At 70.6% G+C, this 14,873-nt stretch carries 13 protein-coding genes and 1 tRNA gene; 1 reads left to right on the top strand and 13 read right to left on the bottom strand.

Annotated elements, in window-relative coordinates:
* Positions 1-26 precede the first annotated feature (26 nt).
* From ACFVXE_RS11185 to ACFVXE_RS11245, 13 genes are all read right to left on the bottom strand, one after another.
* Positions 27-668 carry a protein-tyrosine-phosphatase gene (locus ACFVXE_RS11185; RefSeq protein WP_389670767.1) on the bottom strand — a complete coding sequence of 214 codons (642 nt, stop codon included), beginning with the start codon at positions 666-668 and terminating at the stop codon, positions 27-29.
* Complete coding sequence (locus ACFVXE_RS11190; protein ID WP_389670768.1) at positions 665-1,312, bottom strand: L-threonylcarbamoyladenylate synthase; 648 nt, start codon at positions 1,310-1,312, stop codon at positions 665-667. The genes ACFVXE_RS11185 and ACFVXE_RS11190 overlap by 4 nt, the downstream gene beginning before the upstream one ends.
* 58 nt (positions 1,313-1,370) lie before the next feature.
* A complete protein-coding gene (prmC, locus tag ACFVXE_RS11195; protein ID WP_389670769.1) occupies positions 1,371-2,216 on the bottom strand; it encodes a peptide chain release factor N(5)-glutamine methyltransferase in 846 nt (281 codons plus the stop codon).
* A gap of 50 nt (positions 2,217-2,266) precedes the next feature.
* Entirely contained in the window at positions 2,267-3,343 is a 1,077-nt protein-coding gene (gene prfA / locus ACFVXE_RS11200; protein ID WP_389670770.1) for a peptide chain release factor 1, read from the bottom strand.
* A gap of 156 nt (positions 3,344-3,499) precedes the next feature.
* Positions 3,500-3,724, bottom strand: coding sequence for a 50S ribosomal protein L31 (gene rpmE, locus ACFVXE_RS11205; protein ID WP_030915942.1), 225 nt, complete (start codon positions 3,722-3,724; stop codon positions 3,500-3,502).
* A gap of 181 nt (positions 3,725-3,905) precedes the next feature.
* Positions 3,906-5,009 (bottom strand): LCP family protein, encoded by a 1,104-nt coding sequence (locus ACFVXE_RS11210; protein WP_389670771.1) that lies wholly within the window; start codon positions 5,007-5,009, stop codon positions 3,906-3,908.
* Between the two features lie 358 nt (positions 5,010-5,367).
* Positions 5,368-7,419 (bottom strand): transcription termination factor Rho, encoded by a 2,052-nt coding sequence (gene rho, locus ACFVXE_RS11215; RefSeq protein WP_389670772.1) that lies wholly within the window; start codon positions 7,417-7,419, stop codon positions 5,368-5,370.
* Positions 7,420-7,800: 381 nt separating this feature from the next.
* A complete protein-coding gene (gene thrB, locus ACFVXE_RS11220; protein ID WP_389670773.1) occupies positions 7,801-8,721 on the bottom strand; it encodes a homoserine kinase in 921 nt (306 codons plus the stop codon).
* Between the two features lie 265 nt (positions 8,722-8,986).
* Positions 8,987-10,057: a threonine synthase gene (gene thrC / locus ACFVXE_RS11225; RefSeq protein ID WP_389670774.1), complete on the bottom strand. Its 1,071-nt coding sequence runs from the start codon at positions 10,055-10,057 to the stop codon at positions 8,987-8,989.
* A gap of 6 nt (positions 10,058-10,063) precedes the next feature.
* Complete coding sequence (locus tag ACFVXE_RS11230) at positions 10,064-11,365, bottom strand: homoserine dehydrogenase (RefSeq protein ID WP_389670775.1); 1,302 nt, start codon at positions 11,363-11,365, stop codon at positions 10,064-10,066.
* A gap of 96 nt (positions 11,366-11,461) precedes the next feature.
* Positions 11,462-12,853, bottom strand: coding sequence for a diaminopimelate decarboxylase (lysA, locus tag ACFVXE_RS11235; RefSeq protein WP_389670776.1), 1,392 nt, complete (start codon positions 12,851-12,853; stop codon positions 11,462-11,464).
* Positions 12,854-12,879: 26 nt separating this feature from the next.
* Positions 12,880-13,944, bottom strand: coding sequence for an ArgS-related anticodon-binding protein NrtL (gene nrtL, locus ACFVXE_RS11240; RefSeq protein WP_389670777.1), 1,065 nt, complete (start codon positions 13,942-13,944; stop codon positions 12,880-12,882).
* A 55-nt stretch (positions 13,945-13,999) separates the two neighbouring features.
* Positions 14,000-14,413, bottom strand: a complete 414-nt coding sequence (locus tag ACFVXE_RS11245; RefSeq protein WP_389670778.1) for a response regulator — start codon at positions 14,411-14,413, stop codon at positions 14,000-14,002.
* Between the two features lie 243 nt (positions 14,414-14,656).
* On the opposite strand from ACFVXE_RS11245, the gene ACFVXE_RS11250 reads away from it, so the two are divergent.
* Positions 14,657-14,728 (top strand) — tRNA-Arg (locus ACFVXE_RS11250).
* Positions 14,729-14,873 lie beyond the last annotated feature (145 nt).

A 14,873-nucleotide genomic window follows, 5' to 3' on the forward strand; every position in this document is an offset into this window, starting at 1 on the left:
CCCGCTGCCTGCTCTGCCCGGAGGTGTCAGTGCGGGGCCGGTACGCCCGTCAGTGCGGTGACCACCGGGTCGAGGGCCTGGTTGATCTCGTCGCCGACGGAGCGGAAGAACGTGATCGGGGCGCCGTACGGGTCGTAGACCTCGTCGGCCTCGGCGGTGGGGGCCAGCAGCCAGCCGCGCAGCGCGGCTGCCGCACGGACCAGCGCGCGGGCGCGCTCGACGACGCCCTCGTCGCGCGGGTCGGGCAGCGTCGCGGGGTCTATGGCCCGGACCAGCCGGGTGAATTCCTTGAGCGTGAACGTCCTCAGGCCGGCCGAGTGACCCATCGAGATCACCTGGGCGCGGTGGTCACGGGTGGCGGTGAGGACGAGGTCGGCCCTGATCACATGCTCGTCGAGCAGTTCGCGGCCGACGAAGCCGGTGGCGTCGGCGCCGAAGTCGGCGAGGACGATCTCGGCGTTGGCCTCCATGGGGGCGCCTTCGTGCCCCCAGGTACCGGCGCTCTCCACGATGAGGCCGCCGATGAGCGGATCCCCGAGCCGGTCCACCAGGGCATGCCGGGTCAGCCGCTCGGTGATCGGCGAGCGGCAGACGTTGCCGGTGCTGACGTGGAGGATGCGGAAAGTGTCGGTCCGCCCCGCTATGCCACGCCCCTCAGGGGCGGTCAATTGGCCACCTCGAGGTCGGGTACCACCTTGCGGAGCTCCTCCACGGAGAGCGCGCCGGCGCGCAGCAGCACGGGGATCTTGCCGGTGACGTCGACGATCGAGGACGGCACGATGCCGGGCGTCGGGCCGCCGTCGAGGTAGACGGAGACGGAGTCACCGAGCATCTCCTGCGCGGCGTCGCAGTCCTCGGGGGACGGGTGTCCGGTGAGGTTGGCGCTGGAGACCGCCATCGGGCCGACCTCGGTGAGCAGCTCGATGGCGACCGGGTGCAGCGGCATCCGGATGGCGACGGTGCCGCGGGTGTCACCGAGGTCCCACTGCAGCGACGGCTGGTGCTTCGCGACCAGCGTGAGGGCGCCGGGCCAGAACGCGTCGACGAGCTCCCAGGCCTGCTCGGAGAAGTCCGTGACCAGACCGTGCAGGGTGTTCGGGGAGCCGATCAGGACAGGGGTCGGCATGTTGCGGCCGCGGCCCTTAGCGTCGAGCAGGTCGGCGACACCTTCGGTGCTGAAGGCGTCCGCACCGATCCCGTACACGGTGTCGGTGGGCAGCACGACCAGTTCGCCGCGGCGGACGGCGGACGCGGCTTCACGCAGGCCCGTCGTACGGTCGGTCGCGTCGTTGCAGTCGTATCGCCGTGCCATCAGCCGGCCTCCTCAAGCGTGTACGGGTACGGGTCGTGCGGGTGGTGCGGGGTACCGGTCACGGCATGGCCTTGCGGGCCGTCGCGAACCGGGGACGCCTGTTCAGGTCGGGGTGGTCGGCCGCGTCGGCCCAGCCCCGCTCCTCGGTGAAGATCCACGGCACCTGGCCGCCCTGGGTGTCGGCGTGCTCGATGACGACGAGGCCGCCGGGGCGCAGCAGACGGTGTGCGGTGCGTTCGATGCCGCGGATGGTGTCGAGGCCGTCCTCGCCGGAGAAGAGCGCCATCTCCGGATCGTGGTCACGGGCCTCGGGCGCCACGTACTCCCACTCGGTCAGCGGGATGTACGGCGGGTTGGAGATGACCAGGTCGACCTGGCCGTCGAGCTCGGGAAGGGCCGTCAGAGCGTCTCCGCGGTGCACGGTGACCCGAGACCCCTCGGCGTTCTTCCGCGTCCACCTGAGGGCGTCCTCGGAGAGCTCCACGGCGTGCACACGCGAGCGCGGCACCTCCTGGGCCATGGCGAGTGCGATGGCGCCCGATCCCGTGCAGAGGTCGACGATCAGCGGCTCGATGACGTCCATCGCGCGGACGGCGTCTATCGCCCAGCCGACGACCGACTCGGTCTCCGGCCTGGGTACGAAGACTCCGGGGCCGACCTGGAGTTCCAGGTAGCGGAAGAAGGCGCGGCCGGTGATGTGCTGCAGCGGTTCACGCGCCTCGCGGCGGGCGACGGTCTCCCAGTACCGGGCGTCGAAGTCCGCGTCGGGCACATGGTGCAGCTCGCCCCGCTTGACGCCGTGCACGAACGCGGCAAGCTCCTCCGCGTCGAATCGCGGCGAGGGTACACCGGCGTCGGCCAGCCGCTGGGTGGCCTGGGCCACCTCGGCGAGCAGCAGGTTCATCGCGGTTCTCCGAACGGGTTCACGGGCGGGGCGGGGCGTTGCTTCGGTGCTTATGCGGCGGCGAGCTTGGCGGCGGAGTCGGCGTCGACACAGGCCTGGATCACTGCGTCCAGCTCCCCGTCGAGCACCTGGTCCAAGTTGTACGCCTTGAAGCCGACGCGGTGGTCCGAGATCCGGTTTTCCGGGAAGTTGTACGTACGGATCTTCTCGGAACGGTCGACGGTGCGCACCTGGCTGCGCCGGGCGTCGGAGGCTTCCTGCTCGGCCGCTTCCTGGGCTGCGGCAAGCAGTCGCGAGCGCAGGATGCGCATGGCCTGCTCCTTGTTCTGGAGCTGGCTCTTCTCGTTCTGGCAGGAGGCGACGACGCCGGTCGGCAGGTGGGTGATGCGGACCGCGGAGTCGGTGGTGTTGACGGACTGGCCGCCGGGGCCCGAGGAGCGGTAGACGTCGATCCGGAGGTCGTTGGCGTGGATCTCGACCTCGACCTCCTCCGCCTCGGGGGTGACGAGCACACCGGCGGCGGACGTGTGGATGCGGCCCTGGGACTCGGTGGAGGGCACCCGCTGCACCCGGTGCACGCCGCCCTCGTACTTCATGCGGGCCCAGACGCCCTGGCCGGGTTCGGTGGCACCGTTGCCGCCCTTGGTCTTCACGGCGACCTGGACGTCCTTGTAGCCGCCGAGCTCGGACTCGGTGGAGTCGATGATCTCGGTCTTCCAGCCGACGCGCTCCGCGTACCGCAGGTACATGCGCAGCAGGTCGCCGGCGAACAGGGCGGACTCGTCGCCGCCCGCGCCCGCCTTGATCTCCAGGAGCACGTCCTTGTCGTCGCTCGGGTCGCGCGGGACCAGGAGGAGGCGGAGCTTCTCGGTGAGCTCTTCGCGCTGCTTCTCCAGGTCCTTCACCTCGGCGGCGAAGTCGGGGTCGTCCGCGGCGAACTCGCGGGCGGTCTCGATGTCGTCACCGGTCTGCTTCCAGGAACGGTACGTACCGACGATCGGGGTCAGCTCGGCGTAGCGCTTGTTGAGCTTGCGCGCGTTGGCCTGGTCGGCGTGGACCGCGGGATCCGCGAGCTTCTTCTCGAGATCGGCCTGTTCACCGATCAGTTCCTCGACCGCCTCGAACATCGGGGGCTCCTGGTTTTTCGTGACTCGACGTGCCTGCTGGACGGCCTGGTGTTCTCCGGGCGGGTGTGCGGGGCAGGCCACGTACACCCGGCCGGAAAAAAACGCCGGCCTTGGCGCCCCCGGGAAGAGGGCGCCAAGGACCGGCGCAAGTGCTCGCTACTTGCTGGCGGAGCCTGCAGCCTTGCCGAAGCGGGCCTCGAAGCGGGCCACACGGCCACCGGTGTCGAGGATCTTCTGCTTGCCCGTGTAGAACGGGTGGCACTCGGAGCAGACGTCGGCACGGATGGCGCCGCCGTCGATGGTGCTCCGGGTGGTGAACGACGCGCCGCAGGTGCAGCTGACCTGGGTCTCGACGTACTCGGGGTGGATGTCGCGCTTCAAGGGTGTCTCCTAGGTTCGGGAGGGCTCCGGGTCGTACGCACGGATTGCGCGTCCGTGAACCGGGGCCGACGTACCAGTCTGCCAGGACCGGCCGTATCTCCCAAAACCGGGGTGCGGCCGCAACTATTCCCGGGGTGTCCGGAAACGGACCGTGCCCGCCGGGTCACCGGGATGACGGGTCCTACTGGACGATCTTGCCGGCGTCGCCCTTGTCGCCCGCCGACTTCTCGGTGGCGGACGCCGGGACCGGCTTGTCCTGCCCCAGGGCCGCCCATACCTGGCGGGCGGACTCCTCCAGCGGTACCACGCGGTTCGGGTCGGCCGGATCGTACTGGACGGGCAGCGTCACCATGTTGACGTTCTTCGCGCCGAGCCCCTTGAGGCCGGTGGCGAAACCGGTCAGCTTCTTGACCGAACCCAGTTCGGAGTCGGTGGTGACGGCCTTGGTCGCCGTGTCCGCGAGGTCGAACAGGGTCTTCGGACTGGAGAACACCCCGACGCTCTTCGCCTGCTCCATCAGCGCCTTCATGAAGGCCTGCTGGAGCTGGATGCGGCCGAGGTCGCTGCCGTCGCCGACGCTCTTGCGGGTGCGCACCAGGCCGAGCGACTGCTCGCCGTCGAGGGTGTGCGTGCCGGGCTGCAGATTCAGGTGGCTCTTGGAGTCGTCGATCGCCTGCGTGGTGGTGATCCTGACCCCGCCGAGCTGGTCGATGAGCTTCTTGAAACCGGTGAAGTCGACTTCGAGGTAGTGGTCCATGCGGATGCCGGACATCGATTCGACCGTCTTGACCGCGCAGGCCGGACCGCCGACCTCGTACGCCGTGTTGAACATCGCGCGCCGCTGGCCGGCGACGGTCCTGCCGGTGGTGTCGCTCGTGCAGTCGGGGCGGGTGACGAGGGTGTCGCGCGGGATGGAGACCACACTCGCCGTCTTGTGACCCTTGTTGACGTGCACGACCATCGCCGTGTCCGAGCGGGCGGCGCCCTCGTCCACGCCGTACGCGGAGTTCGCGCCGGACCGGGAGTCGGAGCCGAGGACGAGGATGTCCTGCGAGCCGTTGTCGACGTCGACGGGGCGGTTCTTGCCGAGCGCGGCGTCGATGTCGACCGCCTTGAGGTTGCCGTCGAGCTTGAAGTAGGCGAACCCCAGCCCAGCACCGCCTACGACGACCACACCGGCCAGCGCCCAGGCCCCCACGACCGTCGCCCTGCGACGGCCGGAAGGCTTCCTCCGGCGCTTGCCGGTGCCACGTATTCGGCTGTTGTTCCCGTCCTGCCCGGTCATCCGAATCCCTCGTTCCTCGCTTGCTCCCGGCTACCCCCTGCAGCGGCGTTCGGGCACTGGTTCTGTCGCTTTGTCGCTACTTGGTTCAACGCGACGGCCTCGAAAAGAGTTGCACAGCGGTCCGTGCGGTCCGGATGGGCGCCGTACCGGTGCGCGGCCCCGCCGGACGGCTGGTGATCCCGCGCTCACCTGCAGTTTCTTGGCCTGTGCAGCCATCTTCGGGGCCGGGGCGGAACGGTCTTCCGTGTGGCGAAGGTCTCGGACGGGACGGACCGGACGCAACCACGCAGAAATGGGGCCGCCCCCGTCACCGAGGTGACGGGGGCGGCCCTTTGACGACTGCCGGGACGGTACGACGTCAGTCGTTGCCGTTGCCCGGGGAGGGCGTCGTCTTCTGGATCTGGAGCAGGAACTCCGCGTTGGACTGGGTCTTCTTCATCCGGTCCAGGAGCAGCTCGATCGCCTGCTGCTGGTCGAGTGCGTGGAGCACCCGGCGAAGCTTCCAGACAATCGCCAACTCGTCGCTGCCGAGCAGGATTTCTTCCTTACGGGTGCTGGACGCGTCGACGTCCACCGCCGGGAAGATGCGCTTGTCCGAGAGCTTCCGGTCGAGCTTGAGCTCCATGTTGCCGGTGCCCTTGAACTCCTCGAAGATCACCTCGTCCATGCGCGAGCCGGTCTCGACGAGCGCGGTGGCCAGGATGGTCAGCGAGCCACCGTCCTCGATGTTCCGCGCGGCGCCGAAGAAGCGCTTCGGCGGGTACAGCGCGGTCGAGTCGACACCACCGGACAGGATGCGGCCCGATGCCGGGGCCGCGAGGTTGTACGCGCGGCCGAGACGGGTGATCGAGTCCAGCAGGACGACCACGTCGTGACCCAGCTCCACGAGGCGCTTGGCGCGCTCGATGGCCAGCTCGGCGACGGTGGTGTGGTCCTCGGCGGGACGGTCGAAGGTCGAGGAGATGACCTCGCCCTTCACCGACCGCTGCATGTCGGTGACCTCTTCCGGACGCTCGTCGACCAGGACGACCATCAGGTGGCACTCGGGGCTGTTGACGGTGATCGCGTTGGCGATCGCCTGCAGGATCATGGTCTTGCCGGTCTTCGGCGGGGCCACGATCAGGCCTCGCTGCCCCTTGCCGATGGGGGCGACCAGGTCGATGATCCGCGTGGTCAGGACGTTGGAGTCGGTCTCCAGCCGGAGCCGGTCCTGCGGGTACAGCGGGGTCAGCTTCTGGAACTCCGGGCGGCCGCGGCCGGATTCGGGCGCCATGCCGTTGACCGAGTCGAGGCGGACCAGCGCGTTGAACTTCTCGCGGCGCTCGCCGTCCTTGGGCTGGCGCACCGCACCGGTGACGTGGTCACCCTTGCGCAGGCCGTTCTTGCGGACCTGGGCGAGCGAGACGTACACGTCGTTCGGGCCGGGCAGGTAGCCCGAGGTACGGATGAACGCGTAGTTGTCCAGGATGTCCAGGATGCCCGCGACGGGGATCAGCACGTCGTCGTCGGAGACCGGCGGCGCGTCGCTCGCGAAGTCGTCGCGGCCGCGGCGGCCACGGCGGTCGCGGTAGCGGCCGCGGCGGCCACGACGCCCACCTGCCTCGTCGTCGTAACCGTCGTCCTGCGGTCCGCCGCCACCCTGCTGGCTCTGGCTCTGGCTCTGGCCCTGGCTCTGGCTCTGGCCCTGGCCCTGACGCTGCTGGCGCTGGCCGCCCTGCTGGCCCTGGCCGCCGCCCTGCTCGTCACCCTTGCCGCGGCGGTCGCGCTGACGGTCCCGGCGGTCGCCACGGTCGCCACGCTCACCGCGGTCGCCACGCTCACCGCGGTCGCCGCGCTGACCGCGGTCGCCCCGACGGCCTTCCGCGGTGTCCACGGCGGCTTCGGCCTTCGCGTCGGCGCGGTCGTCGCCCCTCGGCTCCGCCTGCGTCTCCGTCTTGGCTTCCGCCTTGGACTCCGGCTTGGTGTCCGGGCTGCCCGCCTGCGCGGTCGCACGGCGCCGGCGACGCTCGCCCGCGGGCTGGTCGTCGCTGGCCGGCTGGCCGGGGATGTCGATCTGCTGCTGGGCGGTGGCCTTCTCGGCGGGCGCGGCGGCGGACTCGTCCCCCGTGCGCGCCTTGGAGGTGGCGCGGCGCTTCGGCTTGCTCTCGGCGTCCGAGGCGGCCTTGGGCGCAGCACTGCCGGCCTGCGCCTCCTTGATGACCTCGATCAGCTGGCTCTTGCGCATCCGCGCAGTGCCCTTGATGCCGAGGCCGGACGCGACCTGCTGCAGCTCGGCCAGGACCATGCCATCGAGGCCGGTGCCGGAGCGGCGGCGCCGTGCGGTGGTGCCAGTGGCAGCACCTTCGGCGGGCGCGGCACTGTCGACGCTCTTGTCGGCAGTCACGCCCATCAGATCGGTGGTGTCGCTCACGAAGGGTCCTTCCCTGGAGCGGACGTCGGCCTTCTGGCTCGGCGACCGGTTGTGCTGTCCGACTGCGGTCTTTTGATCTTGCGGACCGTGCCGGGGCGGTGGTCCGCCGGGTACGGCGGAGAGATGAATGTGCAAGGGTCCGGCGCGAGCATCCCCCTGCTCGGCCCACTCCTGGACAAGCGAGGGGTGTCGTGCCGGTTCCGGAGCGTGCTCGAAACTGCTCAGGCAGGCTGCTCAGGCAGTTGGGGAGGCTCTCGGAAGAAATGGTGGCCCCGGAAAGGGACACGAAGCAACGCGCCACATAGACGTCGATTGCAGACTTGAGGTTAACACTACCGGCTCCAACAAACATTCCCCCTCTCACTCACCGGCAATCACTTCTCACTGCGGGGCGAGTGGCAGCACGCTCGCGCCCTGGGCGTCGAGAGCGAGCCGGTTGGCCGCCCATCCCTCGCCCGCCAGCCGTGCGACCTTGTCGGCCGCACCGGCCTCGGCGAGCGCCAGCACGGTCGGCCCCGCACCGGAGACGACCGCGGGGACGCCGTCGGCGCGCAGCCGGTTCACGAGTTCCACGCTCTCGGGCATCGCCGGGGACCGGTACTCCTGGTGCAGCCGGTCCTCGGTGGCGGCCAGCAGCAGCTCGGGCCTCCTGGTCATCGCCTCGACCAGGAGGGCCGCACGGCCGGCGTTGAACGCGGCGTCGCCGTGCGGGACGGTGCGCGGCAGCAGTCCGCGGGCGGTCTCGGTGAGTACCGGCTTGCCCGGAACGAAAACCACCGGAACGATGGAATCGGAGGGGTCCATCCTGATCGCTCGGGCGGCACCGCCGTCCATCCAGGCCAGCGTGAAGCCGCCGAGCAGACAGGCTGCGACATTGTCGGGGTGGCCCTCGATCTCGGTGGCGAGCTCCAGCAGCGCCGCGTCGTCGAGCCGGGCGTCGCCGCCGGTCGTGACGGCGCGGGCCGCGACGATGCCGGCGCAGATGGCGGCGGAGGAGGAGCCGAGGCCGCGCCCGTGCGGGATGCGGTTGGCGCAGACGATCTCCAGGCCGCGGGGCTGTCCGCCGAGCAGGTCGAAGGCCGTGCGCAGCGAGCGTACGAGGAGGTGGCTCTCGTCGCGCGGCAGGGTTTCGGCACCCTCGCCGGCGATGTCGATGTGCAGGCCGGAGTCGGCGACGCGGACGACGACGTCGTCGTACAGCCCCAGCGACAGGCCCAGGGCGTCAAAACCCGGGCCCAGGTTGGCGCTGGTGGCGGGGACGCGCACCCGGACGGCGGCGGCTCGGAAGGCGGGACCGGCCATCGCTTCGACGACTCTCCTTGTGAGGCAGCAGTGGGGATGGTGTTGCGGTGGGGATGGTGGCGCCGAGTGTGTCGAAAGCCTGTGGAGAACCCGATGGCCACGACGGCAACACCGCGGCAGGTGTGGCGTGGCGGGTTGGGTACAGCTTATCGAAGGAAGGTTCCGTGGCGACATAGGGCGCACAGGAGGCGCACGATGCGTGTCGCACGCCTCCTATGCGCTCTCCGCCCCGGGGAAGGGGGCGGCTGAGCTGCTGTGGTCGCGGTTACGCGAGGCCCAGCTTCTCCGCGGCGGCGGCCGCGTCGACCGGCACGGTGACCGGCTGCGGGGCGCCCGCAACGGCCCAGTCGGGGTCCTTCAGGCCGTTGCCGGTGACCGTGCAGACGATCTTCTGGCCCGGGTCGACCTTGCCCTCCTCAGCGGCCTTGAGCAGGCCGGCAACCGACGCGGCCGAGGCGGGCTCGACGAAGACGCCCTCCTGGGAGGCCAGCAGCCGGTAGGCGGAGAGGATCTGACGGTCCGTCACTTCGTCGATGAAGCCGCCCGACTCGTCCCGCGCCGCCAGCGCGTACTGCCAGGAGGCCGGGTTGCCGATCCGGATCGCGGTGGCGACGGTCGACGGGTCCTTGACGATCTCGCCGCGGACGATGGGCGCGGAGCCGGAGGCCTGGAAGCCCCACATGCGCGGCTTGTGTGTGGACATCGCGTCCGCCGCGTACTCCCTGTAACCCTTCCAGTACGCGGTGATGTTGCCAGCGTTGCCGACCGGGAGGACATGAATGTCCGGGGCGTCACCGAGCGCGTCGACGATCTCGAACGCCGCGGTCTTCTGCCCCTCGATACGGACCGGATTGACCGAATTGACCAGCGCCACGGGGTAGTTGTCCGAGAGCGAGCGGGCCAGCGTCAGACAGTCGTCGAAATTGCCGTCGACCTGAAGGATCTTGGCGCCGTGGACGAGCGCCTGGCCCATCTTGCCGAGCGCGATCTTGCCCTGGGGCACGAGGACGGCGCAGACCATGCCGGCACGCACCGCGTACGCGGCGGCGGAGGCGGAGGTGTTGCCGGTGGAGGCGCAGATGACGGCCTGCGCACCCTCCTCCTTGGCCCGGGTGATCGCCATCGTCATACCGCGGTCCTTGAAGGACCCGGTGGGGTTGGCGCCCTCCACCTTGAGGTGCACCTCGCAGCCCGTGCGCTCGGAGAGGACCTGCGCGGGGACGAGCGGCGTTCCACCCTCACGGAGTGTGACGACCGGCGTCGTGTCGGTGACCGGGAGACGGTCCCGGTACTCCTCGATGATGCCGCGCCACTGGTGGGTGCCCTTGGTGGTCATGGGTCCTTACTCCCCTTCAACACGCATGATGCTGGCGACACCGCGCACGGTGTCGAGCTTGCGCAGCGCCTCGACGGTCGCCGAGAGGGCGGCGTCGGGCGCGCGGTGGGTGACGACGACGAGGGATGCCTCGCCGCCTCCGTCCTGTCGGCCTTGCTGGCGAACCGTGTCGATGGATACGCCCTGTTCGGCGAAGACCGTTGCGACCTGGGCGAGTACGCCAGGCTTGTCGGCCACGTCGAGGCTGATGTGGTACCGCGTGACGACCTCGCCCATGGGGCTGACCGGAAGACGCGTGTACGCGGACTCACCGGGGCCGGTGGCCTCGCCGAGCTTGTTGCGGCAGACCGCCACCAGGTCGCCGAGGACCGCGGAGGCGGTCGGGGAGCCGCCGGCACCGGGGCCGTAGAACATCAGCTGCCCGGCGGCCTCCGCCTCGACGAAGACCGCGTTGTACGCCTCGCGGACGGAGGCCAGCGGGTGGCTGAGCGGGATCATCGCGGGGTGCACGCGCGCGGTGACCGACTGCCCGTCGGCGGCGCGCTCGCAGATGGCGAGGAGCTTGACGGTGCAGCCCATGCGGCGGGCCGACGCGATGTCGGCGGCGGTGACCTCGGTGATGCCCTCGCGGTGCACCTCGCCGATCCTCACCCGGGTGTGGAAGGCGATACCGGCGAGGATCGCGGCCTTGGCGGCGGCGTCGAAGCCTTCCACGTCGGCGGTCGGGTCGGCCTCCGCGTACCCGAGGGCGGTGGCCTCGTCGAGCGCCTCGGAGTATCCGGCGCCGCTGGTGTCCATCTTGTCGAGGATGAAGTTGGTCGTGCCGTTGACGATGCCCAGCACCCGGTTGACCTTGTCGCCGGCGAGGGACTCGCGCAGCGGCCGTACGAGCGGGATGGCACCGGCCACGGCCGCTTCGTAGTAGAGGTCGCGGCCGTGCCGCTCGGCGGCGGCGTGCAGGGCGGCGCCGTCCTCGGCGAGCAGTGCCTTGTTGGCCGAGACGACGCTCGCGCCGTGCTCGAAGGCGGTGGTGATGAGTGTGCGGGCGGGCTCGATGCCCCCGATGACCTCGATGACGACGTCGATGTCGCCCCGTTTGACCAGGGCGGTCGCATCGGTGGTGATCAGTGCGGGGTCGACACCCTCACGCACCTTCGAGGGACGGCGGACGGCGACACCGGCGAGCTCCACCGGCGCGCCGATGCGCGCGGCGAGGTCGTCGGCGTGCGTCGTCATGATGCGCGCCACCTCTGAGCCGACCACTCCACAGCCCAGCAGCGCCACCTTCAGCGGACGCGTACGCATCATCCGACCTCGTTTCTCATGCATGCTCACGTGTGGACCAGTCTCACTCACCGGACGGGAGTTTCTGCTACCCGTCCGGATCCTGAGACATCTATTTCATCAGCCGACGTCAAGACGCAGGAGATCTTCCTCCGTCTCGCGCCGGACGATCACGCGCGCCTCTCCGTCGCGCACGGCGACGACGGGCGGGCGCAGCGCGTGGTTGTAATTGCTCGCCATGGAACGGCAGTAGGCACCGGTGGCCGGCACCGCGATCAGATCGCCGGGCGCGAGGTCGGACGGCAGGAACGCGTCCTTGACCACGATGTCACCGCTCTCGCAGTGCTTGCCGACGACACGGACGAGCATCGGCTCGGCGTCGGAGCGGCGCGAGACGAGCGTGACGGTGTACTCGGCGTCGTACAGCGCGGTACGGATGTTGTCCGACATCCCGCCGTCGACGCTCACATAGGTACGGAGTCCTTCGAGGGGCTTGATGGTGCCGACCTCGTACAGCGTGAACGCGGTGGGTCCGACGATGGCGCGCCCCGGCTCGACGGAGATCCGCGGGGTCGCGAGGCCGGCCGCCTCGCACTCGCGGGTCACGATGTCACCGAGGGCCTTGGCGATCTCGTGCGGCTCGCGCGGGTCGTCCTCGGAGGTGTACGCGATGCCGAGGCCACCGCCGAGGTCGATCTCCGGCAACTCCACACCGTGCTCGTCGCGCACCTCGGCGAGCAGCTGGACCACGCGCCGGGCGGAGACCTCGAAGCCGGCCATGTCGAAGATCTGCGAGCCGATGTGCGAGTGGATACCGATGAGTTCGAGCCCGTCGAGGGTGAGCGCCCGGCGCACCGCCTCGGCCGCCTGGCCACCGGCCAGCGCGATGCCGAACTTCTGGTCCTCGTGCGCGGTGGCGATGAACTCGTGGGTGTGCGCCTCGACTCCGACCGTCACCCGGATCTGCACGCGCTGCCGCTTGCCCAGACGCTGAGCGACGTGCGAGACGCGGGCGATCTCCTGGAAGGAGTCGAGCACGATCCGCCCGACGCCTGCCGCGACGGCGCGCTCGATCTCGGCGACCGTCTTGTTGTTGCCGTGGAAGGCGATGCGTTCGGCGGGCATTCCGGCGTCGAGGGCGGTGGTCAGCTCGCCGCCGGAACAGACGTCGAGGTTGAGCCCCTCCTCCTGGAGCCAGCGCACGACGGCCCGCGAAAGGAACGCCTTTCCGGCGTAGAAGACGTCGGCGTCCCGCCCGAACGCGTCGGCCCAGGCCCGGCAGCGGGCGCGGAAGTCGCTCTCGTCGAGGAAGTAGGCGGGTGTCCCGAACTCCTCGGCCAGCCGGGTCACTTCGATTCCTCCGACGGTGACGACGCCGTCGTCGTCGCGGGAGACGGTGCGGGCCCAGACCTTCTCGTCGAGGACGTTGAGGTCGGCGGCCGGGGCCGTGTAGTGACCCTCGGTCAGCACGTCGGCGTGGCGGGGACCGGCGGGGTGTGCGGATCGGCTCATCGTGTTGCTCTGCTCTCTCGGATCTCTCAGAGGACTTCGGGTGCGCTGATGCCGAGCAGGGTCAGGCCGCCTGCGAGCACCGTCCCGGCGGCTTCGGCGACGGCCAGCCGGGAGCGGTGGGCGGCCGAGGGTTTCTCGTCGCCGACGGGCAGCGGCGGCGTGGAGTCCTGGAAGTCGAAGAAGGCGTGCGCGACGTCCTCGAGGTGCCGGGCGACCCGGTCGGGCGCGCGGTGGCGGGCGGCGGCGGCGAGGGCCTCGGGGTAGTCGGCCAGCGCGCGCAGCAGTACGGGCGCGTCGACGTCCTCGTCGTACGAGCCGTCGAAGCCGAGGAGCGCGGCGCCACGGGTGAGCGCGTGGGCCCGGGAGCGGGCGTAGCGGACCAGGAAGAGCGGATTGCCGGCCGTCTGGACGAGCAGCTCGCCGCCGAGCAGGGCCCGGTCGTGCCCGGCCGGCCGGAGCAGCCCCCACCGGGTGGCGTCGGGTCCGAGCCGCTCCAGCAGCGCCCCCGCACCGGCACCGGCGGGTACCGGCCGGACGACGGTGAGCGGGGTGGGCGGCTTCCCCGTGGCGTCGACGCGGACGCCCAGTCGCGCCCAGTCGGGGTCGGGCGACGTGTCGCAGCTGGTGCGCACGAGTGCGCCCTGGGAGCGGGCGAGAGTGCGCAGAGCGTGCGCGGTGACCGCGGCCCGGACCTCACGGGCGTGGCTGAGCTGCAGGACGTCCCCGGCGAGCACGTCCCCGTGCCCGTACCGCAGGCCCCGCTCCAGCACGTCCTGTACGAGCGCCTCACGTGCCCGGGCGTCGGCCGACGCGTCGAGGGTGAAGTTCAGGAACCCGGGTCCGGTGACCTCGACCCGCCGGATCCCGGGTGTACCGGCGACCCGTTCCCGCAGGATCTCGGCGACCTCCCTGGCCGGCCGTGCGGCGGTCGCGGCCAGTTGCAGGGCGACGGCGCAGGCGTAGTCCCCGCTGCCGCCGGGCCGTGTCCGCTCCACCCGCACGCGCGCGGGCACGGGCGCGCGCAAGGCGTCCTCGTCGACCGCGCGGCGCACAGCGTGCAGCACGGTCCTGGAGAGATCGGCGGGGGTCACGGGACAAGCGTAGGGGAGGAAGGGGGGCGTTCCGCGACCCGGTTTCGCCATGCGGTCAGCCCGCCGCGCTTCCCGCCCTCCCGGCGCCTCGTATGCCGTCGACGGCATGCGGGGTCCCGCGGTCCGCCAACTGCCGCACGAGCCGCACCAGCTCGCTCGGCTCGAAGGGTTTCGCCAGGAACGCATCGACCCCTGCGGCAACACCGTTCTCCACCTCGTACTGCGTGCAGGCACTCACGATCGCGACGGGCAGATGTCTGGTCCGCGGATCGGAGCGGAGCCGAGAGGCGGTCTGCAGGCCGTCGAGCCGGGGCATGACGACATCGAGGGTGATCACATCGGGGCAGACCTGGTGCACCAGATCCAGGCACTCGGCACCATCGGCCGCGGTCACGACCTCGAAGCCCTCAAGCTCAAGATTGACCCTGATCAACTGCCGGATGACCTTGTTGTCATCGACAACAAGCACGCGGCCACAAGCCCCTGACACACTCCGAGGGTAGGTCGGGAGACGGGGCTGCGTCCGGGTTTTGCCCACTTCCGCCCCCGGACGGGTGGCGGACGGCCGGCACCCGGACGGCCCCGGCGGACGGCGCGGCGGACGCCTCCGCTGCCGGCGCGGCACGCACGGCGACCCGGTGGAAATACCTGTTCACGGACACCCCGCCGAAGCTGGTAGTGTTTCACCCGTCGCCGAGCAACACAGCGATACGCCCCCGTAGCTCAGGGGATAGAGCATCGGCCTCCGGAGCCGGGTGCGCAGGTTCGAATCCTGCCGGGGGCACTTCAGTCCGGACAGCATGATCAAGCCGCTGACCAGGCAGAGTGCCGAGTACAGAGGGTCGGGCCCCCGCTGACAGGGGGCGGCCCCCAGTGGGTGGTTGTGACAGATAGCGGGTGGGTGGGGGGTGGGGGAGAATGTGAGGGAG

The sequence above is a fragment of the Streptomyces sp. NPDC058231 genome (assembly GCF_042882275.1).
In the GTDB taxonomy this organism is placed as follows: Bacteria; Actinomycetota; Actinomycetes; order Streptomycetales; family Streptomycetaceae; genus Streptomyces.